11 protein-coding genes are annotated in these 21,819 nt (G+C 58.6%); 7 read left to right on the top strand and 4 right to left on the bottom strand.

The features are described from left to right. Window positions 1–95: 95 nt before the first annotated feature. Window positions 96–5,354, bottom strand: coding sequence for a hypothetical protein (locus tag IPM61_05540; protein ID MBK8910776.1), 5,259 nt, complete (start codon window positions 5,352–5,354; stop codon window positions 96–98). 99 nt (window positions 5,355–5,453) lie between these two features. Next, entirely contained in the window at window positions 5,454–5,711 is a 258-nt protein-coding gene (locus IPM61_05535; protein ID MBK8910775.1) for a hypothetical protein, read from the bottom strand. A gap of 583 nt (window positions 5,712–6,294) precedes the next feature. Here IPM61_05535 and IPM61_05530 point away from each other — a divergent pair. The 6 genes from IPM61_05530 to IPM61_05505 all read left to right on the top strand — a co-directional run bounded on the left by IPM61_05530 (window position 6,295) and on the right by IPM61_05505 (window position 17,705). Beyond that, a complete protein-coding gene (locus IPM61_05530) occupies window positions 6,295–9,510 on the top strand; it encodes an ATP-binding protein (protein ID MBK8910774.1) in 3,216 nt (1,071 codons plus the stop codon). 599 nt (window positions 9,511–10,109) lie between these two features. Further along, complete coding sequence (locus tag IPM61_05525) at window positions 10,110–13,364, top strand: SusC/RagA family TonB-linked outer membrane protein (GenBank protein ID MBK8910773.1); 3,255 nt, start codon at window positions 10,110–10,112, stop codon at window positions 13,362–13,364. 18 nt (window positions 13,365–13,382) lie between these two features. Continuing rightward, complete coding sequence (locus IPM61_05520) at window positions 13,383–14,762, top strand: RagB/SusD family nutrient uptake outer membrane protein (GenBank protein MBK8910772.1); 1,380 nt, start codon at window positions 13,383–13,385, stop codon at window positions 14,760–14,762. Between the two features lie 174 nt (window positions 14,763–14,936). Then, entirely contained in the window at window positions 14,937–15,836 is a 900-nt protein-coding gene (locus IPM61_05515; GenBank protein ID MBK8910771.1) for a YitT family protein, read from the top strand. 148 nt (window positions 15,837–15,984) lie between these two features. Then, window positions 15,985–16,824, top strand: coding sequence for a purine-nucleoside phosphorylase (locus IPM61_05510; protein ID MBK8910770.1), 840 nt, complete (start codon window positions 15,985–15,987; stop codon window positions 16,822–16,824). An 89-nt stretch (window positions 16,825–16,913) separates the two neighbouring features. Continuing rightward, window positions 16,914–17,705: a TonB family protein gene (locus tag IPM61_05505; GenBank protein MBK8910769.1), complete on the top strand. Its 792-nt coding sequence runs from the start codon at window positions 16,914–16,916 to the stop codon at window positions 17,703–17,705. A gap of 6 nt (window positions 17,706–17,711) precedes the next feature. Here IPM61_05505 and IPM61_05500 read toward each other — a convergent pair whose 3' ends face one another. Further along, window positions 17,712–19,076: a dicarboxylate/amino acid:cation symporter gene (locus tag IPM61_05500; GenBank protein ID MBK8910768.1), complete on the bottom strand. Its 1,365-nt coding sequence runs from the start codon at window positions 19,074–19,076 to the stop codon at window positions 17,712–17,714. Window positions 19,077–19,511: 435 nt separating this feature from the next. Next, window positions 19,512–19,931 carry a DUF1801 domain-containing protein gene (locus IPM61_05495; protein MBK8910767.1) on the bottom strand — a complete coding sequence of 140 codons (420 nt, stop codon included), beginning with the start codon at window positions 19,929–19,931 and terminating at the stop codon, window positions 19,512–19,514. 185 nt (window positions 19,932–20,116) lie between these two features. Here IPM61_05495 and IPM61_05490 point away from each other — a divergent pair, with 185 nt between their 5' ends. Next, window positions 20,117–21,601: an aldehyde dehydrogenase family protein gene (locus tag IPM61_05490; GenBank protein ID MBK8910766.1), complete on the top strand. Its 1,485-nt coding sequence runs from the start codon at window positions 20,117–20,119 to the stop codon at window positions 21,599–21,601. Window positions 21,602–21,819 lie beyond the last annotated feature (218 nt).

The raw sequence follows: 21,819 nt of genomic DNA, 5'->3' as shown, positions 1-21,819 counted from the left end.
TTCAGACTTGCCGCAAAATACAAGCGGGGGATGCATTGCTGCATCCCCCGCTTGCTGTTGTGTGATCGGTGCGATTCTGCTTGTGAGCTTTCGGCTTAGAAGACGCTCATCACGTGCCATTTGCCGTCGTTGCAGCGAACAAACGTTGCCGATTCGTTCTTGAGAACGCTGACGGTTTTGTTGACGCTGGCCCCGCTGATTGTCAGGGTCCGAATTGAGGTGCTGTTGTAGGTGTTCACCACAATCAGCAAGCTGCCAACTGGAAGGTCCGTTGGGGTTGGCAACGTCACCGATAGCGTGTCAAGCGGCGAGATTTCGTGGACCGTGTATGCCGGGTCCAGCGTGATTGCTGTGCTTGAGCTGTAGGTCTTCAGCGAATATGCTGCCGTGCCACGCGTGATGGTCAGGGCCGGTGCTTTGGTTCCGGTTCCGTCGTGGTTCAGCTTCATGGTTTCGTTGGTGGTGGTGACGTCGGCCATGTTGACGTTCACCCCAATCCCTTTGTTCGCCACGTTTGCGTCGTTCCCCACGCTCACGTCAATGCCGGTTCCGTTGGCGTAGCCGTTCATGTTCACTTGCAAACCAACGCCACCCGTGGCTGCGGAAGTTCCCGACTTGTCAATCTGCACAACGTTTCCGGTTGCGGCGTTGGCGCTGGCGGCTGCCAAAATCACATTCCCTGTTCCGCTGTTGCTGGCATCAACCGTGGCGCCGCCGCCGTTGTTGCGTGCGCGCAGTGTGCTGGCCGATCCGCTTTCGGCATCCAATGCCACGCCACTTGTCACGCCCGATGAAGTGTTCTGCGAACGAACACGAATGCCAGGGCCGCTTGCGTTGGTGTTCGTTACGTCGAACACTGCCGCCGGCGATGAGCTTGCCGATCCGCTGAAGGGGAGCGCAAATCCGTTATCGGTTCCGGGTGCCCAGTTGGTTCCGTCGAACTTCAACACTTGGTTGGTCGTTGGCGTGGTTGCCGAAACGTTAGTTCCGCGAATCCGCGCCACTGTCAGGCTACCGAACGCGCCGGTGACATCGCCCGCAGCATTGGGAAGATCGCCAGCAACAAGACCACGGAAGGTTGGTGCACCAGTGGATCCGTTTGGCGAAGCAAAGACCATGTTCTGCGTTTGATTGGCCAGCGTAGCGGTCAGCGTTCCGGCATTGGTGACAGGGCTGCCACTGACGTTGAAGATGGATGGCATTGCCATGCCGACGGAGGTAACGGTTCCTGTTCCGGCGTTATCGGCAGCCGGTGCCCAGTTGGTTCCGTCGAACTTCAACACTTGGTTGGTCGTTGGCGTGGTTGCCGAAACGTTAGTTCCGCGAATCCGCGCCACCGTCAGGCTACCGAACGCGCCGGTGACATCGCCCGCAGCGTTGGGAAGATCGCCAGCAACAAGACCACGGAAGGTTGGTGCACCAGTGGATCCGTTTGGCGAAGCAAAGACCATGTTCTGCGTTTGATTGGCCAGCGTAGCGGTCAGCGTTCCGGCGTTGGTGACGGGGCTGCCACTGACGTTGAAGATGGATGGCATTGCCATGCCAACGGAGGTAACGGTTCCTGTTCCGGCGTTATCGGCAGCCGGAGCCCAGTTGGTTCCGTCGAACTTCAACACTTGGTTGGTCGTTGGTGCGGTTGCCGAAACGTTGGTTCCGCGGAGTTTAGCAACGGTTGGGTTTGGATAGGTTCCGGTTAGGTCTCCGCCCGCAGCACCGTTAGGTGGCGCACCGGTAAGGGTGACGGAACCGGCGGCTGTTAAGCGACCGTCATCATCAACGGTGAAGGTTGGGATTTGGGTCAGGCTGCCGTAGGTCCCTGGTGTTACTCCGGTGCTGGCCAACTGCAAGTCGTCGTAGGCACCGGTCACGTCGCCGTCGGCATCGGGCAAATCATCAGCAACGATGCCACGGAAGGTTGGTGTGCCAGTAGATCCGTTTGGCGAAGCGAAGAAAAGGTTCTGCGTTTGATTGGCCAGCGTAGCGGTCAGCGTTCCGGCATTGGTGACGGGGCTGCCGCTGACGTTGAAGATGGATGGCATTGCCATGCCAACGGAGGTAACGGTTCCTGTTCCGGCGTTGTCGGCAGCCGGAGCCCAGTTGGTTCCGTCGAACTTCAACACTTGGTTGGTCGTTGGTGCGGTTGCCGAAACGTTGGTTCCGCGGAGTTTAGCAACGGTTGGGTTTGGATAGGTTCCGGTTAGGTCTCCTCCCGCAGCACCGTTAGGTGGCGCACCGGTAAGGGTGACGGAACCGGCGGCTGTTAAGCGACCGTCATCATCAACGGTGAAGGTTGGGATTTGGGTCAGGCTGCCGTAGGTCCCTGGTGTTACTCCGGTGCTGGCCAACTGCAAGTCGTCGTAGGCACCGGTCACGTCGCCGTCGGCATCGGGCAAATCATCAGCAACAAGGTTGCGGAAACTTGGAGTTCCGTTTGCTCCGTTTGGTGCAGCAAACACGGTGTTTTGTGTTTGGCTTGCCAGCGTAGCTGTGAGCGTTCCGTTGGTGGTGACGGGGCTGCCGCTGACACCGAAAATGCTCGGCATCGCCAGTCCGACGGAGGTAACGGTTCCGGTTCCGGCGTTGTCGGCAGCCGGAGCCCAGTTGGTTCCGTCGAACTTGAGGACCTGGCCGTTGGTTGGTGCGGTCGTGGCAACGTTAGTGCCGCGGATTCGTGCAGTGGTCAGGTTGTTGATTGGCCCGGTGACATCACCCGCAGCATTCGGAAGATTGGCAACGTTAATGGTGCCGCTGATATTCGCTCCATTCAGGTTCGTCAAGGCCGAGCCATCGGTGGAAGGTTCCCACTGCCCAGCGGTGTTGTTGAAACGGAGCATCTGGCCAGTAACCGTTGGCGCGGTTGCCGAAACGTTGGTGCCGCGGAGCTTCGCAACGGTTGGGTTTGGATAGGTTCCGGTCAAATCTCCCCCGGCAGCACCGCTTGGCGGAAGGGTTGTTGGGATCACACCCGGGGCAAGATCAATCGCCAAGATGGTGTTGTCCAGAATCTCGGTGGTGGTTACTGCGCTGGTTGCAATCTCGCTTGCGCCAACAGCATCGGCCGCAATCTCGCTAGAGTTGACGGCGTTTGCAGCAATCTTGCTGGCGGTGACGGCATCGTCGGCCAAGTCACCATTGCCCACGGCTCCGTCAAGGATTTTCGCGCTGGTGATGGCGTTTGGCGCAACGGTTGGGTTTGGATAGGTTCCGGTTAGGTCTCCTCCCGCAGCACCGTTAGGTGGCGCACCGGTAAGGGTGACGGAACCGGCGGCTGTTAAGCGACCATCATCATCAACGGTGAAGGTTGGGATTTGGGTCAGGCTGCCGTAGGTCCCTGGTGTTACTCCGGTGCTGGCCAACTGCAAGTCGTCGTAGGCACCGGTCACGTCGCCGTCGGCATCGGGCAAATCATCAGCAACAAGGTTGCGGAAACTTGGAGTTCCGTTTGCTCCGTTTGGTGCAGCAAACACGGTGTTTTGTGTTTGGCTTGCCAGCGTAGCTGTGAGCGTTCCGTTGGTGGTGACGGGGCTGCCGCTGACACCGAAAATGCTCGGCATCGCCAGTCCGACGGAGGTGACGGTTCCGGTTCCGGCGTTGTCGGTTGATGGAGTCCAGTTGGTTCCATCAAACTTGAGGACCTGGCCGTTGGTTGGCGCGGTCGTGGCAACGTTGGTTCCGCGGATTCGCGCAGTGGTCAGGTTGTTGATCGGACCGGTGACATCGCCCGCAGCGTTCGGCAAATTGGCTGGCGGAACGGTCCCGGTGGTGATGTTCGTTGCGTTGATGTTGGTGATGCTTGCCCCGTTCAACGCTGGCAGATTTCCGGTGAGATTTCCGGCGTTCAGGTTCGTCAAAGCCGAGCCATCGGTGGAAGGTTCCCACTGCCCAGCGGTGTTGTTGAAACGGAGCATTTGGCCAGTAACCGTCGGAGCGGTTGCCGAAACGTTAGTGCCGCGGATTCGCGCAGTGGTCAGGTTGTTGATTGGCCCGGTGACATCACCCGCAGCGTTCGGCAAGTTGGCTGGCGGAACGGTCCCGGTGGTGATGTTCGTTGCGTTGATGTTGGTGATGTTCGCCCCGTTCAACGCTGGCAGATTTCCGGTGAGGTTCCCGGCGTTCAGATTCGTCAAAGCCGAGCCATCGGTGGAAGGTTCCCACTGCCCTGCGGTGTTGTTGAAACGAAGCATCTGGCCAGTAACCGTTGGCGCGGTCAGCGAGACGTTGGTGCCGCGGATTCGCGCAGTGGTCAGGTTGTTGATTGGACCGGTGACATCGCCAGAGGCGTTGGGAAGATTGGCCAGCGAAACAGGGCCAACAAGGCTGGATGAGTTAAGATTGACCAAGCTGGAACCATCGGTGGAAGGCTCCCAGCGTCCGGTGGTGTTGTTGAACCGAAGCACCTCCCCGTTGGCTGGGGCGGCTGCGGAAACGGGAACGCCCCGAATCGCTGCCACCTTTGGGGTTGGGTAGAAATCGGTTAAATCGCCACCGGCGGGACCTGCGGGCTGTGCGCCGGCAATGTCAACCTCTTGGGCATTGGTGACGCGCCCTTTTGCGTCAACGGTGATCTTCGCCACCTTTGTGTTGCCGCCGTAGCTTCCGGCCAACGCGCCGCTGTTCACCAATTTTTCTGGGGTGATGGCATTGTTCTGGATCATCGCCGTCTGGATTCCGTTCGGGCGGATGAACAGCGTCACATCGCCGTTGGTTCCGCCGCCGCCAAGCCCATCGCCAGCGTTCACTGCGGTGATATCCCCCCCCCCCGTGCTGTTCAGCGTTTGCCATTCAGGGGTTCCCCCGTTGTTCACCAGCACTTGGCCATTGCTGCTTCCTTCGGTGCCTATTTTGCTTGGGCTAATGGATCCGTCGGGAATTTGACCCAGAACGGCGCTCCCCAAATTTTGCAGCAACGTTGGCGAAAGTTTATCCAGCGTTACCGCGCCGTTTGCCAGCTTGTCGGTGGTGATCGCGCCGTTCGGCACGGTCAGCGCGCTGGCGGCGCTCAGTGCGTACGGGGCCGAAACCAGCGGCGTGCGGGTTAGCTCGCTTCCCCCAATCGTCACCCCAAGCTGATAGGGCTTGTCGAACTTCAAGGAGCTGAGCGAGGTGCTTTGCCCCAACGTCACGTTGAACAATCCCTTGCTGATCTGCACGGATTGCGTTTCGGACCAAATGGCGGTTGCCCCTTCGTAAATGTTGAAGGTCATCGTTACCGAGCCGTCGGGGAACGGGGTTCCGTTGCTGTTGGTCAGAAGCCCCTGGTAGGTCATCTGTCCCGGAATCTGGGCCATCCCCTGCTGTGCGGCAAACAGCGCGGCAGCAAGCGTGGCGGCGTAAGCAATGCGCGAACGTTTCATGGCGGTTGTTAGTTGGTTATTCAAGGTTTCTATCTTTCCGTGGTGTTGTCTCTCTCTCTCTCTTCACTCTGTCTGGTTTTTCGGCTGACCCCAACAGCGTTAAGGGCTGTCGGCTGACTTCTTTAGATCGCCCCCACACTCTGGGCAGTAAAAGGCAATGGCGTGGGGGATAACGAACCCGCAGTGCTGGCAGGTTGGCCGTAGCGATCCCCCGCAGCAGGGGCAGTAGTTCTCGGTTCGCAAGGCCAGCGTGCCGCACGTGTGGCAGCGGCGTGCTGTTAGGATGTACGGTTCGCCAGCCCGTGCGGCGGTGCGTTGTTGGTTCATTGGGCGCTCGCTCTCGGATTCGTTGGCCATTTGGGTTCCTCCCTTGTTGTGGGCACTGGCCTCGGTTGTGGGCCAGCTTGCCGGTAATGCTTCGGGATTTGGGTGGATCCGCTGGTTCCTACCTTCCCTCCTTCGTTCTACCTTGCACCGGAGGAACACGCTGCGGGGTCTTGCACCCGTAACCAATCTATCCGCGCCGTGCCAAGAACTGCGGCAAAGCGTGCCAAGATTTCCTTTTCGCTATTTTTTTTCCTTCGGATTCCTTCCGGTTGATGTTGTGGCCAGTGTTGCCCGCTGCGCCATCGAAGGGTGCGTTCGCCTTTCCCCAATGCCTCATTGGCTCAAAAAACTGCTGCCCATTTCCATGATTTCAAGATGGAGCGGGGCGATTACAGTTTGCCAACCAAGCGATTACAGTTTGCCGAGCATGGGCGATAGGGCGAAAAAAAATGGCGAGCCGAACAAGTCGCTTGATGCTACCAGGCCTCCGCCCCCCCCCTTTTTTCCATAAAACCTTTAACGCTCGATTTTTCGCCAGATGCAGGCCCTACTCGATTTTGCCAACCACGGTATTCTCCCCTTTGTTGGGCGGGAACAGGAACGATCTAGAATCATGGGGTTCTGGGAAGCCTCCGGCGATCAACAGACGCTGCGCGCTGCGTTGGTTGTTGGGGAAGCAGGGGTTGGGAAGTCGCGGCTGTTCGATGAGTTGTTGTTGGCAAATGAGGAGGCTGGCGGGGTTGTGGTGCGGGCAAAATTTCACCCCGGGGGGGCAACTTCTGTGGTGGCGTTGGTTGCGCGGTCGCTCTGGTTGTCGCCGGAGCTTCGGGCGTTGTTGAAAAAAGAACCGGACGCAACCACAATGGCGGTGGTGGCCGCGCTGCAACGCTTGTCGCGGTTGCGGCGGATGTTGCTGGTTCTGGAGGATGTCCACCTGCTGGCGGGCGACACCGTGCGTGAGTTTGCCATGCTTATCAACGCCGTGGCCGATGAACCCTTCGCCCTGCTCCTTTCGGCGCGCCCGCTGGAGCTTCCGGTGCGCGGGATTATCGAGCCATACCTTACTCTGGAAATGGAGCTTCACGGCCTAAGCCAATGTGAAACCGAGCAGATGTGGCAAGCCCTGTTCAACCGTGCCGACGAGCCGGAGCTTGTGGCGCAGCTTCGCCAAAAAACGTTCGGGAATCCGCTGGCGCTCCGGTCCGCGCTTCGCACTGCCGTCAGGATGGACCAAGGGGTAATGGCCGACGAGGTTCGGTTGCGGTTCGACCGCTCGGGCTTTATCGGAACGCTGGAGCGGAACGTGAGGTTGTTGTCCGAAGGAATGACCGCGCATCTTACCGCGGAAGAACATCACGCCGCCGGGCAGTTAGCAATGTTGGGAGAGGTGTTCGCGCGCGAAACCGCCGCCCTGCTTCTGGACGATGCTGACCGCTTGATTGAACAACTACTATTCAAAGGCGTGCTGGCAACCTCCCACACAATCTCAAAACACCTTTCCCGAGACTTCAGCCGCAAGCCGTTGCTGGCGTTCACGCACACCTTGCTTCACCATCATCTGGCCGGCAACGCCCAGCTCCCCATCCAGCGGTTGATGGAAATCTGCGCACGGCAAACCCCGCTCTATTCCATCCTCCCTTTTGAACTCCTTGCCGATTGCGGGCCGCACGTGAGCGTTGGCAGCAATCTGGCGTTGGAAGCATTCCGGGGATCGCTCTCCTGGGTCTATCTAGAGCTTGATTACACTGCCGACTGGCGGCTTGCGCCTTCGGTTGGGAAGGCAATGGGGGTGTTGCTGGAGCACAGCCAGATCCGCTGGGAACCCACCGACCATGCCCAGGCATGGCTGCTCTACCTGAACTGCCTGATCCGCTCGCTCCGCCGCGACAACGATGCGCCGGAGTGGGAAGAATACATCCTAAAGTACTGGCAGATTGCCATGAGCTTGGAGGCTCCCGAGCTGCTTCATTGGCGGTTGCTGGCGGTGAATTTTCGGTTGGCGTTGGAGGGGAATCGGGGCTATCCGCCGGAAGAACAGATTGCCCAGCAAGTGGCCACCGCTTTGATAGATGCCCACCCCGAACTTGTGCGCCACGAGAGCTATATGCGGTATGCCTATTTGGTTGGAATGGTTCACCAGGGGAGCGGCAACCGCGCCGGGCTGCGGCAGTTGAAGCAGACGATTGACGGCGCGTTGGCCAATCCCGCAACCACCGATGCCTACCGCAACGGCGTGTGCCGCAACATTCTTCCGCTGTTCATCCTGATGTTTGAAAACGCGGGCGAGCTGGAAGAATCCTTTGTGATGCTGCGCCAGGTGGAGGCAGTTGGGGCTGGGCTGAATCTTTCCACGCCGATGATCGGCATCCGGCTGTGGTACTCGATTGGCGCGGTAAGCACATTGCTGCCGATGTGCGAGGAGTTCATCCAGCACGCGAAGGATCGCCAGGTGTTGGAATATGCCTGGGAGTCGGCCATGGTTCGCCAGTGCGCGCTGTGGCTTACCGGAGCGGACCCCGCCGCTGGCTTGCAGGAATTGATTGCCTTCCACGACCAGCTTTCGGCAACGCAGCGGCGGCTGATTAACACCAGCGTTGCCGCCGGCGTGGCGTGGCTTGTGGGCGCGGGCGATGTTGCCGCAGCGGTTGCGGAGCAGTTCACTTTCCGGTATCACCATCCGCAATTGGGGGTGATGCTGTTGCTGCAAAACCCCGCCACCTTCCCGCAGCTGCTTCTGGACGAGCGGTTCCAGCACTCCCGGCTCCGCCCGCTGGTTGCTGCCCACACCGAAGGGGCCGCCGCCGCAGCGGTGCAAGCGGCAACGGAGCTTCTTGCCAAACCGATTGTGCGTATCGAGCAGGTTCTGGACCTTTGCGCAGCACTTACCCTGATTACCGATAATGAGTGTGGGTTGCTTCAGGAGTACGCCCAGCTGGCGGGGGTGGCGGCTTCCGCACTTTCGGGTGGGCTGGATTGGCTGGCGGACCGGAAGATGTTCCCGGCAATCCTTCATATCCTTGAACGCTTTGGCCACTTCCTAAGCCAGCGCGATTCCGATTCGCGGCGCAGCGGTGCCCAGGGTTTTGCCACCGAGCATCGCGCCCGGCAACCGAAGCAAGCCACGGCTGCCGCGCCAACGGCTGAAGAAAAAATTGCGATCACCCTGCTTGGGCGCGTGGAGTACACCATCCCCGGCCAGCCGCAGCAATCGGTGCGTGGCGGGCGGATGAAGGCGATTGTTGGGCTGCTTGCTGCGGACCGCATAGCCCGCCGCCCGCTGGCGAAGCAAGAGTTTTACCGGCTGGCCGCTGGGGAGGAAGGGAAAGATTTTGAGTTGGCCCGCAAAACCGTCAACATGGCCATTGCCAGCTTGCGGAAGATGCTTGGCGACGATGCGTTCCTGCGGGATGAGGATGCCATCCGGCTGAACTTCCAGCGGGTGCGGGTGGACCTGGTGGATATCCATGAAACGATGAACGCCGTCCAACGGCTTCTGCGGGAACGTGCGTTTGGCAGGGCACGCGAGGGGATGGTTCAAGCCGCAACGCTGTTTGCCGGCGAGGTCCCCTTCCCCGGGTTGTACCACGAATACTTCGAGGCATTGCGGGAAGAGTTGGAGACAAGAATGCGGGCGTTGATGATTGAGGTTGGGGAAGCATTGCTGCGCGAAGGGGACGCAGCCGGTGCCGAACAGGTTCTATCCATCGGGTTCGACTGGCTGCCGAACGATGAGGAGCTTGCGGCGTTGCTCTGCCAGGCCTTGCTCCAATCTGGCCGCCGTGCCGAATCGGAGCGGATACGGCTTCGCAGCCAAATAGAAGCCGAATAGCCCCCGAAAGACTGGGCAACAATTATGCTGTCCTTCTTCATTCCCGCGATTTTCTTCCCTTCGCCCTCTTGGTTTTACGGGAAGGTGATGTTACTTTAGCCAAAGCAGGAATCTGGCACGCAAGCCCTGCGTTTGCAGCGTGTGGCATTGCCGCCGTAAGCCCTCTCAATCCTGTGCCCCATCCCAACGCACTCCGCAGAAAGTAGAAGGGGGGACGCTCCTCACGATGTTCGGCATCCCCCCTTTTTTATCCTTGACGTATCTATCCTTTGGCTGCCGGCTGCGCGTGTGGTGTGCCGGCTCCTTTTCGGTGGCTTGCTTTCGGAGCAATGCTGCTTCTCTGTCCCGCTTCGTTCTCTTCCATCGTCTGCCTTGCTTGCCACTTCCGCCCATGGGAGTGGGTATCGGCCTAAACTTCTGCTGAATAAAGGAGGATCATCGGCTAACCAAGTAGTCTCGTCATCGCAAGGTCCACGCGCATCGCGTGCAAACGGCGTTGCCTGCCGTTGCCGCATGAATGGTTCTTAACGCTGCGCAATGTTGGACTTGGCAACCAATACATCAACCCGTTTTCCAAAAACTTACCAGAGGAGTACCTCATGAGCTATCGGCGAACATTGTGCAGTTCGACGAAGGCGGCAAGTGCCGCTAACGTTCATAGGACAACAAGTGCCGGCCGGCTTCTAAGCACGGCTGCGCTGCTGTTCCTTGCAGCAACTGGGCTACAGGCCCAAAACACCGGAACGATTCAAGGCTCGGTTACCGATGCCGACACGAAAAGTCCGGTAACTGGCGCAACCGTGCAGGTTGTTGGCCAGAAGATCGGTGCCATCACCGACCGCAACGGAAAATTCACCATCCGCAACGTCCCAGCCGGAAAAGTTAGCGTGGAAGCGCGTGCGATTGGCTACACCAAACTTGCCAAATCGGCCGATGTGAAATCGGGGGAAACCGCCGATCTCAGCTTCAGCCTGCGTGGCGTGGCGTTGCAGCAGAATGAGATTGTGGTGGTTGGCCTAAGCGGCGCAACCGAACGGAAAAAATTGGGGAACACTATCGGATCGGTAGATGGTGAACAAGTGGCGCGGGCCGTAACCCCCAGCGCGATTGACGCGATCTCCGGGCGCGTAACTGGCGTAACCGTCACCCGCACCAACGGCGTTCCGGGCGCGGGAACCTACGTCACGATTCGTGGACGCAAAACCATCTCCGGCAGCTCCGAACCGCTCTACATTGTGGACGGTGTGGTGATTGATAACAGCTCCCAACAAGGGGACCTGTTCCAGGGGGGGAACGTCCAACTAAGCAACCGCGCGGTGGACATCAACCCCAGCGACATTGAGTCCATGGAGGTTCTGAAGGGGGCATCGGCAGCGGCCATTTACGGGTCCTTGGCCGCCAACGGTGTGGTGATTATCACCACCAAAAAAGGGAAAGCCATTGGCGACAAACCACGCGTGACGCTTTCCACAGCATACCAAACGGACAACAAGGTGGGCGAGGTCCCGTTGCAACGGATTTATGGGCAAACCATCCCCTACAAGCCGGGGCAAAATGGGGAACCAGGAACTCCAGGTGGGTCGCAATCCTACGGTGCGAAACTGGCCGACGGAACGCCAACCTACGACCACAGCAGCGATGTCTTCCGCACCGGGGAATCGTGGGAATCCACCCTTTCGGTTTCCGGTGGCGCGGGGTTAACCAACTACCTGATCTCCGGCACGTGGCTGGATCAAGAAGGCTTCGTGATCGGGTCCGAGTTGGACCGCAAAAGCGTGCGCATGAATATCGGCACCCAGGTTCTTCCGAACGTCATGCTGCAGTCGAACTCCAACTACATCCAGATTGACAACGACCTTCCGCAAAACGGAAGCAACACGGCGGGCATTCTGCTGGGCGGGTTGCGTACTCCGCCGGAGTTCAACAGCCTAGAGTATCTGGAGCCAGACGGAACGCAACGCCGTTTTGCGGCGTACGACAACCCAATCTGGACCCAACACAACAACAAGTTTAACACCAACATCAACCGGTTTATCCACAGCTCCAAGGTCTCCATTGATATGTTCGATTGGCTGAATCTTGGCGGCGTGTTGGGGGTGGATCGCTACGACCACCGGAACCTTGAACGCCTTGCCGTTGGCAGCGCGGCCAGCGACGGGCGGTTGGGCCAAATCCGTCACTTCAATTTCTCCACAAGCAACATCAACCTGGACCTGACGGCGAACGTGGATTACAAGTTCACCGACGACCTGTTGGTGGAAGTGACGTTGGGGAGCCAAATCCTTTGGGGGAAAGCGACCAGCGATGTGAGCAAGTCCACCCAAACGCTCTCCTTTTTTGATGAAGTGAAAGCGGGTGCAAGCATTGATGCCGAGTCGTCAACGGCCGAATCGAAAACCGTGGGGTTGTTTGCCCAAGCAACGGCAACGCTGATGGATCGCCTTAGCCTAACGCTGGCAGTCCGCCGCGACGGAAGCTCCACGTTCGGGACCTCCAAGCAGTTCCACACCTATCCCAAAGCCAGCCTTGCCTACACCCTTTCCGATGAGTCCTTCATGGAGGGGACAAAGGATGTGATCAGCAACGTGCGGTTGCGTGGTTCCTACGGCGCGGCTGGGTCGCCTTCGCTTCCGGGCGCGTATGCAACCAACATTCTGTACAACACCGCAGGATTCCCCGAGCCGTGGAGCCGTCAAACTTCCGCAGGGCGGAACGGGCAGATTGGAATCAAGCAAGGCCCCGGCGATTACACGGCCTTTGTCACCACCGGCAACACCAATATCGAGCCGGAACGGAACACCGAATATGAGTTCGGGATTGACCTTGGATTCCTGAACGACATGATCGGCATCGAGGCCACCTTCTACCACAGCGACATCACCAACATGATCCTTTGGACACCGGTTCCGGGTTCTTCTGGCTTCGACCAGCAGTTGCGGAACAGTGCGGAGATGTGGAACGAAGGGGTGGAAATTGGCATTAGCGCGTCGCCGGTTCGGACCGAGGACTTCACCTGGAGCACGAACATCAACTACACCAAAAACACCAACATGGTGACCAAGCTCTCGGGTGCGGAATTTGTGCAGTTGGAAGGTGGGTTTACCGGTGCGGTCAACGTTGGAGTGGAAGGGAAACCATTGGGGGCAATTCGCGCCACCGGGTGGCTACGCGACATCAACGGAAACCGTGTTTATTCGGGGGACATCTACACCGACAAGAACGGCAACCTTGACACCGCCGAAGACTACTTTGGGAATCCCTACAAGGGAACTCCAGTGATTGATCCCGACCAACAGATTGTGGGCTACACCGATCCCGATTTCCAAGTCTCCTGGAGCAATGATTTCAGGGTGCTTAAAAATCTGAGCATTGGGTTCTTGTTCGATGCCTCGTTCGGGCAAGACGTATGGAACGGAACACGGGGCGCACTGTACAACTTCGGCACCCATGCCGACACCAAAGACCGCGACGAACTGTGGGTGAACGACCGTGGGGAGAAGGTCATGGATATTTCCAACCCAGACTCCGCGTTCCAAATCACGCGGAAATCCTACTACCGCCAGTACGCCAACAGCTTCCTTGATGGTCCGGACGAAGCACACGTTGAGGATGGATCGTACATCAAACTGCGCGAGGTTCATGCCGAGTACACGTTTGACGGGTTGCCCGATTGGGGCATTCCTATCAGCCAAGCAACCATCGGCGTGGCAATCCGCAACCTGCTGACGATCAGCGACTACAGCGGCTACGACCCAGAAGTCAACAACTTCCAGCAAGCCGAAGGGCGCGGGTTTGATTACTTCACACTGCCGCAAACCCGCTCGCTCCGTTTTAACCTGTCGCTTACCTACTAACCATCCATTGAGGCAACCATGAAACAGATACCGATAAAACAGACAATAACAGGGATCATCGGCAGTGCTTTCCTTCTGCTGATGATGGTTGGAATTGGCGGTTGCACCATTGATGAATCTATCAATGAGGACCCCAACGGCATCAGCGAAGCAAAGCTGAAATCAAGGGATGGAGTGCTGGGATTGCTGGTTGGGCTGCAAAGCATCACCGGCGACTTCTACAGCGGCGACCGCTCGCGCCTCAACAGCATCTGGACCTGGCAGATGTGCGGCTCCGGCTTGGCACGCCCGCAACCGGTTGGATGGAACGACTATATCCAATCGGAAGATGGTCCAACCAACGACAACTGGCTGAATGGCTACCGCGCTGTGCGGATTGCCAACGACATCCTGAAGTATGCCCCAGAAGTCAACCTGGGATCCGAAGGGGAAAACCAAGCGGCATTGGGAATCGCCAAAGCCTTGAAAGCATTGGTGCTTGGTGAGCTTGCCGCGATGTACGGATCCATCCCGATTGAAATCAACGGGCTGGAACCATCGCCATTTGTCACGCAGGCCGCCGCCTACGATAAGGTGCAAAGCCTGCTCAGCGAGGCGTTGGGACATTTTGCAAAGGCCGGCGGGCTTGTGCAAGATTTGAACTTCGGTGGCGATGGTGCCAAGTGGACAGCAGTTTGCCATTCCTTGAAGGCACGCTACTTCTTGCACGTCAAGAAATATGCCGAGTCGCTTGCCGAGGCCAAGCAAGGGATTGCCGCTGCCGACGGAAACCTGCTTGCCATCTACACCGAAACCATAGGCGAATACTCACCATGGGGCCATTGGTCCCTAACCGAAGGTGTCCCCGGGGAACAGCCGATCGTTGTGGAAAAAACGCTGATGAACCTGCTTGCTGCCGACAGCAACGACACACGCCGCGCCGAGTACTTCACGCCGAACGATGATGGCAACTTCGTTGGGCTTGCCGCGCATGGCCAAGCCAACGCCACGGAGGATGAGTTGAATCCGAAGAAGGCGGCCAGCTTAAAGAAGTACGGCCAGTTTGGCGATGACTTCCCGATGATCTCCTTCGAGGAGAACACCTTGATCGTTGCCGAGTGCGAAGCCCGCGTGGGAAGCGTCACGAATGCCGTGACGGAGCTGAACAAAATCCGCACCGCCGCCGGCCTTGCCGATTTCAGCTCTAGCGATGCCGCCGCAACGATTACCGAGGTCCTGCAGCAGAAGTATATCGAGCTATTCCTGGAGGGCCAGGCCTACCACGATATGCGCCGCACCGGAACGTTGCCGGAGTCGCGCGTGCCGAAGCGTTGGAGCTATCCAGAAAGCGAAAAGAACGCCAACCCGAACACGCCCGCCGATGCCGATGCATTGGTTAGCACGTTGGTGGGACCGTAAAGGCTCCGCGCCGCACGCCCCGAACAAGCGGGGTGAGTAAACAGCAAAAGAGCCTATCTGCGCAGGTGCAGATAGGCTCTTTGCGTTCGTTGCTTCGGCTTCGCGGGCGCGTTGTATCAAGAAAAAAAACGATCTTCAGGAAACCGAAACCCATATCCACAAAAACTCTATTGCATGCACGATTCCCAACTCTCCACACTCTCCACACTGCGGCCACGCGCCGGGCAGCTGCTGCGGAACGGAATATTTATCGCGCTTGGGGTGCTTAGCGCGGGGCTGGCGTTAAAAGGCTTCTTGCTTCCAAGCAATTTTTTGGATGGCGGCGTTACCGGAATCTCGCTGCTGCTGAACAAACTTACGGGGTGGGATATCGCCCTGCTGATCTGCGTGGTGAACGCGCCGTTCATTGCCATGGGGTATTTCCAGGTGGGGCGCAATTTCGCGGTCAAGACTGGGTTGGCGATTGCTGGGCTGTCGCTCTGCTTGCTGCTGATTCCCTATCCCGTTGTCACCACCGATAAACTGCTGATTGCCGTCTTCGGCGGTTTCTTTCTGGGGTGCGGAATTGGGCTTTCCATGCGTGGCGGCGCGGTGATTGATGGGACCGAAGTGCTGGCGTTGTTCATCAGCCGCAAAACCAGCATGACCATCGGCGATGTGATCTTTGTGCTGAACGTGCTGATCTTCAGCACCGCCGCGCTGCTGCTTACCCTGGAGACGGCCTTCTACGCCATGCTGACCTACCTTTCGGCTTCCCGCACCGTGGATTTTATCATTGAAGGTATCGAGGAATACGTTGGGGTGACGATCATCTCGCACCGGTACAGCGACCCGATCCGCGTTGCGATTATCGAGAAAGTTGGGCGCGGCGTGACGATGTACCGTGGGGCGGGCGGATACGGTAAGCAAGGGGACGTGCAGCAGGATATTGACATCGTGTTCACAGTGGTGACGCGGCTAGAGTTGTCGAAACTGCAACAGGAGATTGACCTGATTGATCCCGATGCCTTCGTGATCCAGCACAGCATCAACGACACCAAGGGGGGGATGATTAAGAAACGCCCGTTGCATTGATGCGATCACCCGTCGGTATATTCGTGCCGCCGGAACATCCATTGGCATATCCATCAGCGCGTCGCACGCCATGATTTCATCTATCGTTCAAAGGGTGCTGCAATCGGCAGCGCAGCGTAATCAACAGGACCAACCCAACGCAACACCGATGACCCACAGCCAGCAGATAGCCCAAGCCGTTGCCACAATTCAGGAAACGATCAACGCAACCGGCGTTCCGTTTCGGCCCACGATTGGGATAATTTTGGGGACCGGACTTGGCCGCCTGGCCGAGCGGATTGAAGCGGTGGCCAGCATCAGCTACGACGACATCTCCCACTTCCCAATCTCCACGGTGGAATCGCATCATGGCCGGCTGATTCTGGGGCGATTGGGGGGGCGCGACGTGGTGGCAATGCAAGGGCGGTTCCACTACTACGAAGGCTACACCATGCGCCAGATCGTCTTCCCCGTTCGGGTGATGCGGTCGCTGGGAATCGCCATGCTCTTTGTCTCGAACGCTTGCGGCGGAATGAACCCACACTACCGCCGTGGCGACCTGATGATTATGGAGGACCATATCAACCTGCTGGGCGACAACCCGTTGATTGGCCCGAACGACGACACCCTGGGCCCGCGGTTCCCCGATATGTCCGAACCCTACAGCCACAGGCTGATTGCGATTGCCGAACAGGTGGCCTTGCAGGAAAAAATCAAACTGCAGAAAGGAGTCTATGTGGCGGTGCCGGGGCCAAACCTGGAAACCCGTGCCGAGTACCGATTCCTCCGGACAATCGGGGCCGACGTTGTTGGGATGAGCACCGTCCCGGAAGTGATTGCCGCACGCCACATGGCGATGGAGGTTTTTGGCATCTCGATCGTCACCGATGAGTGCTTCCCCGACAACCTTGCGCCGGTGAATATTGCCGAGATTATTGCCGCCGCCAACAGCGCCGAACCGAAGATGACAACGATTATTGAAGAGGTGATACGGCAAGCAGAGGGGTGATGCAAGAAATGCCCGCAGGGACGCTTGCAGAAACGTTCGCTGCGGATCGCCTGGCTCCGATTCTCCGTAACCGATAACCGATTTTTGGCATGGCAGAATTCAACCTGAAGATCCCGGAAAAAATTGCGCAGGAACGGAACCGCCGGGCTGCGATGGCCACCACTGTGACGCTCCACGTTGCGGTGCTGCTGGTGATGGTGTTTACCCAATGTGCCTCCCCAACAAAACCTCCGGAAGAACTGACTGAAATAGAATGGGGCGGAAGCGGCGGCGCGCCAAACGTGGACGCACCCGCCGGCCCGGCAATGCGCGGAACCCCGGTGCCGCAACCGAAGCCGCAGCAAGCAACAACAACCCAAAAACCGGAAACAACAACGCAGCCAAAAACGGACCCGCAAAAAGTGGAGGTCCCGAAAACCACGAACACCCCCTCGCGTGAGACGATTCCGGCAACAACGGCAAAGCCAACAAAGCCGAACACCGCGCCAGCAACAACCAACACAAACTCGCAAGCCTCCCCTTCCTCACCATCGGGAACACAAGGGGGGCAGCGCCCGGACGGAACGGGGACAACGCCCGCGGGGGGAAGCGGCGGAAGCACCAGCGGCTACTCCGTTGCGGGGCTTGGCACGCGCGGCTGGCTTACCTCACCCAGCGCCCGCTACCCCGATGAAGAAGATGTTAGCGGCGTTGTTGTGCTCCGGTTTACGGTGATGCCAGACGGCAGCGTGACGAACATCCAACCGGTGCGCCGCGCGGCGGCATCGCTGGTAAACGCTGCCACGGCGGGGCTGCGGAAGGCGCGCGCCAGGGCGCTTCCCCCAAACGCGCCGCAAGTTCCCCAGCAAGGGACCATCACCTACACCTTCAAACTGAAGTAATCGCGGTTATCCTTCCTGCTTCATTACAACATAGCCTTCCGAGTGAGCCACGTAGGTGACGGCGGTGAGGTCCCCCACCACGTTCAGAGTGGTGCGGCACATATCCAGCACGCGGTCCACCCCAAGGATAATCGCGATCAGCGTTGGCTCCCCCCCGACGGTTGCCAGCACCCCAATGATAAACGGAATGGAGCCGGAGGGAACGCCCGCAGTCCCAATCCCCCCAAGAATTGCCAGATAGACCACCATCAGTTGCTGCCCCAGCGTCAGGTCCACCCCGGCAAGCTGCGCAAGGAACAGCACTGTTACCCCTTCGTAGAGTGCCGTCCCGTTTTGGTTGGCGGTTGCCCCCACCGTCAGCACAAAGCTGTTGATTTCGCGCGGCGCGCCCAGGTTCTCCTCGCTCACCCGGATTGCCGTCGGCAGCGTGGCGTTGCTGCTGCTGGTGGAGAACGCCGTCAGAATCACCATCTTCACCCGCCGGAAAAACTCAATCGGGTTCAGTTTTGAGAGGAGGATAAGGGAAAGGGAATAGACCCCGAACATATGCAACGACAATCCCGCCAGCACCACCACCACAAACCACCCCAGGGCCACCATCAGGTCCACCCCGAACCTGGCAAGATTGGTGAACAGCAACGCCGCCACGGCATAGGGGGCAAATCGCATAATCAAATCCACCAGCTTTGCGGTGATGTGATACAGCCCATCCACCGCGCCGATGAAGGGGTCGGCAACGCGGCGGGGCAGAAGCGTTGCAGCCATCCCAATCACCAGCGCGAAGAACATCAAGTGGAGCATATTCGGAGGGTCGCTGGACATGGACATCAGCGGGTTGACCGGGACAATCGTTTTCACGACAGTCATCAGGGGGGTGTCGCTGGCGGAAGCATCTTTCTGTGCGGTCTCCACCCGTTTGGTGGCATCCCCCCCGAACTTCTCCCGCATTTTTTCGGCCACCACGGGGTCCACCTTCTTCCCAGGTTCAATGGTGTTTGCCAGCGTCAGCCCAATCACTACCGAGATTGCGGAGATGGCGATGGTGTAGGCAAACGATTTCACCGCCACGCGCCCCAACTTCCGTATCTCCCCAACGCCCGCCACCCCAACCACCAGCGAGCTGAAGACCAACGGAATCACAATCATCATCAACAGCCGCAGAAACAGCTTGCCAACTGGGTCGGTAATGTTGGCGATAACCCACTCAATGGCCGGATGCTCGTCGCCCCAGATGCCGTTGGCCGCAAGCCCCGCCGCCACGCCGATTGCAAGCCCAATCAGGATGCGGTTGTGCAAGGCCATTCCACGCGGTTTGTCGGGGGTTTGGTCGTTCAGGTCGGTTGTCAGTTCGCGCTCGTAGTTGTTTGGCATATCGGAAGGGAAAGGATAAAAAGATGGGAGAGGGAAGAAATGCCAGCACCAAGATGACGAAAATGGATGGAAGTGGGAAGCAAGGAAGGAAGATTGCAGAAGCGGCGGGTGCGGCAACCAGCTCCCGAATCCGAAGCATCCGCTGCGAAAACCCTCCACCCCCCAGCGGTGGAAGGTTGGGTGGGGGTGATACCGGAAACGGTGGAACCTACTAACCCGCCATCGCAGCAGCCCCCTCCCCGCCTCCCCCAATTTTGGGGGAGGGGCTGGCAGAGGATGACCGGGACAACCGTGAGAAACGAATCTTTCTAGAAACCCTTTTCCCCCCAGCATTGGGGGGACGCGCAGCCCGCCAGGGCGAAGCAGGGGGGGGCGCGACGGTGGTGAGGCGATGCCACCCCACCCCAATCCACCCCAACCTCAGTCGGCTCTTACCTATCCCTCCTTCCCTTTTGCCAATTTCTTCGCCTGGCGCAGAAGTTTTTTCAGCAAAGGCGATAGCTGCTCCAATTCTTCTATCGAGCGGACTTTCACGTGGCGAATCTTTTTTCCGGTCCCGACCAGCAATCCATCAGGGTCGGGAAGTTCGGCACCACGCATAAAATAGAGGTTGCAGTATCCGTTGTTGACTTGGATGCCGCACGTTTCGGCGTGCTCCTTGTAAAGTGCCATTCGCCACCCGGTTGGCCAGATGGTTTCCTGGGACTTGGGGAAAGCTGCCCACACCAATGCGCGCAGCCGCAAGGCAATCTCCTGAAGCTCCGGCGGACGCTGCCGCAGAAGGTCATCGAAGGTTCCCGTTCTTTTTGATTCCAGCTGGCGGGCGGCGGCGGGCATCCGTTTGGATAGCGGCATGGTGGGTAGGCGGTATGATGGATAGATGTTCAAAAATACGCCTGCCTGCTCCGTGATTCAATGGCGCAACGGCTATCCTGTTCGTAACCCTTCCAAACCATCGGCTTCCTTCGGGGAGTGCTATTTTGCCCCCCGTTTCCGCAGCAACAGATCTATCAATTCACCAAATCAACGAGCACAGGAACATGGCTGAATCGTTTCGCAATTTCATCAATGGCCGTTGGGTTGATGCCCAGCAAGGGCAAACCTTCCAGAACCACAATCCCGCTAATCTTGACGACGTGATCGGCACGTTCCCGCTAAGTGCCCAGGCCGACGTGGCCGCCGCCGCGCACGCCGCCAACGAAGCCTACAAAACATGGCGGATGACCCCCGCGCCAAAACGTGGCGACATCCTGCGCCGCGCCGGGGATCTTCTGGCCGAGCGGAAGGAGGAGCTTGCACGCGCCATGACCCGCGAAATGGGGAAGCCGGTGTTCGAGACGAAAGGGGATGTTCAGGAAGCGATTGACACCGCCTACTACTCCGCCACCGAAACCCGCCGGTTGTTCGGCTACAACACCCCCAGCGAGCTTCCGGACAAAATGAACTTGTCGTTCCGAATGCCGATTGGGGTCTGCGGGATCATCACCGCGTGGAATTTCCCAATGGCGGTTCCAAGCTGGAAGATTTTCCCGGCCCTTGCGTGCGGCAACACCGTGGTCTATAAGCCATCGGAGGACGCGCCCCACTCCGGCAATCTGTTGGCCGAAGTCCTGCAAGAAGCGGGGCTTCCCGATGGTGTGTTCAACGTGGTCCATGGCGGGGCCGAGTGTGGCGCGGCCATTGTGGAGCATCCATCCATCAAGGTGGTTGGCTTCACCGGGTCCACCCAGGTTGGAGCCGAAATCGCCGCACGCGCCGGAGCTCTCAACAAAAAAGTCTCGTTGGAAATGGGTGGGAAAAACGCCCAGATTGTGATGCCCGATGCCGATTTGGACTTGGCATTGGATGGCGTTGTGTGGGGGGCATTTGGGACCACCGGGCAGCGGTGCACCGCCACCAGCCGGTTAATCCTTCACGAGGCGATTTACGATGATTTCATCAATCGCCTTATCACCCGTGCCTCCAAGCTGCGGTTGGGGCCGGGGCTGGAAGAAGGGACGGACGTTGGGCCGGTGATCAATCAGAAGCAGCTGGGACGGGTGCAGGAGTACGCCCGCATTGGTCGCGAGGAAGGCGCGTTGTGCGTGCTTGGTGGCGACGTTGCCGATGAGGGTGAGTTGGCACGCGGCTGCTTCTTCCACCCCACCATCTTTATCAATGTTGACCGGAACATGCGGATTGCCCGGGAGGAGATTTTCGGCCCGGTCCTTTCGGTGCTGAAAGCGCGGGACCTGACCGATGCCATCGAGATTTTGAACGACACCCCGTACGGCCTTTCCTCCAGCCTCTACACCTCGAACGTCAACGATGCCTTCCGTGCGGTGCGGGATATTGAGGCGGGGATCACCTACATCAACGTGCCAACCATCGGAGCCGAGGCGCACATGCCGTTTGGTGGGGTAAAAGGGACCGGCAACGGGCATCGCGAAGGCGGCTGGACCGTGTTCGACATCTTCACCGAATGGAAGACGGTCTATATTGATTACAGCGGATCGCTGCAGCGTGCGCAGATTGATAACTACTAAGCCGGGCCAGCCAAATCGGGTGCAACATAGCTGGGAAGGGAATGGATTTGCTGCCGCCGCAGGCGTACCTTGCGGCGGCAGTATTATTTGCGGGCTGGTTTGCAAGGCAACTTGAAAGGCAATGGGGGGGGCTTCTCCGATCTTGCGATCTTCGCAACGCCTGCAACTTGGTCACAGCAATCGCGAATGGGGGATTCCGTTCGCAATTTCCCCTCCGT

Source organism: Chlorobiota bacterium, from assembly GCA_016710285.1.
In the GTDB taxonomy this organism is placed as follows: Bacteria; Bacteroidota; Ignavibacteria; order OLB7; family OLB7; genus OLB7.
The sequence above is the reverse complement of the archived record's forward strand: the minus strand, read 5'-3'. Positions and strand labels throughout refer to the sequence as shown.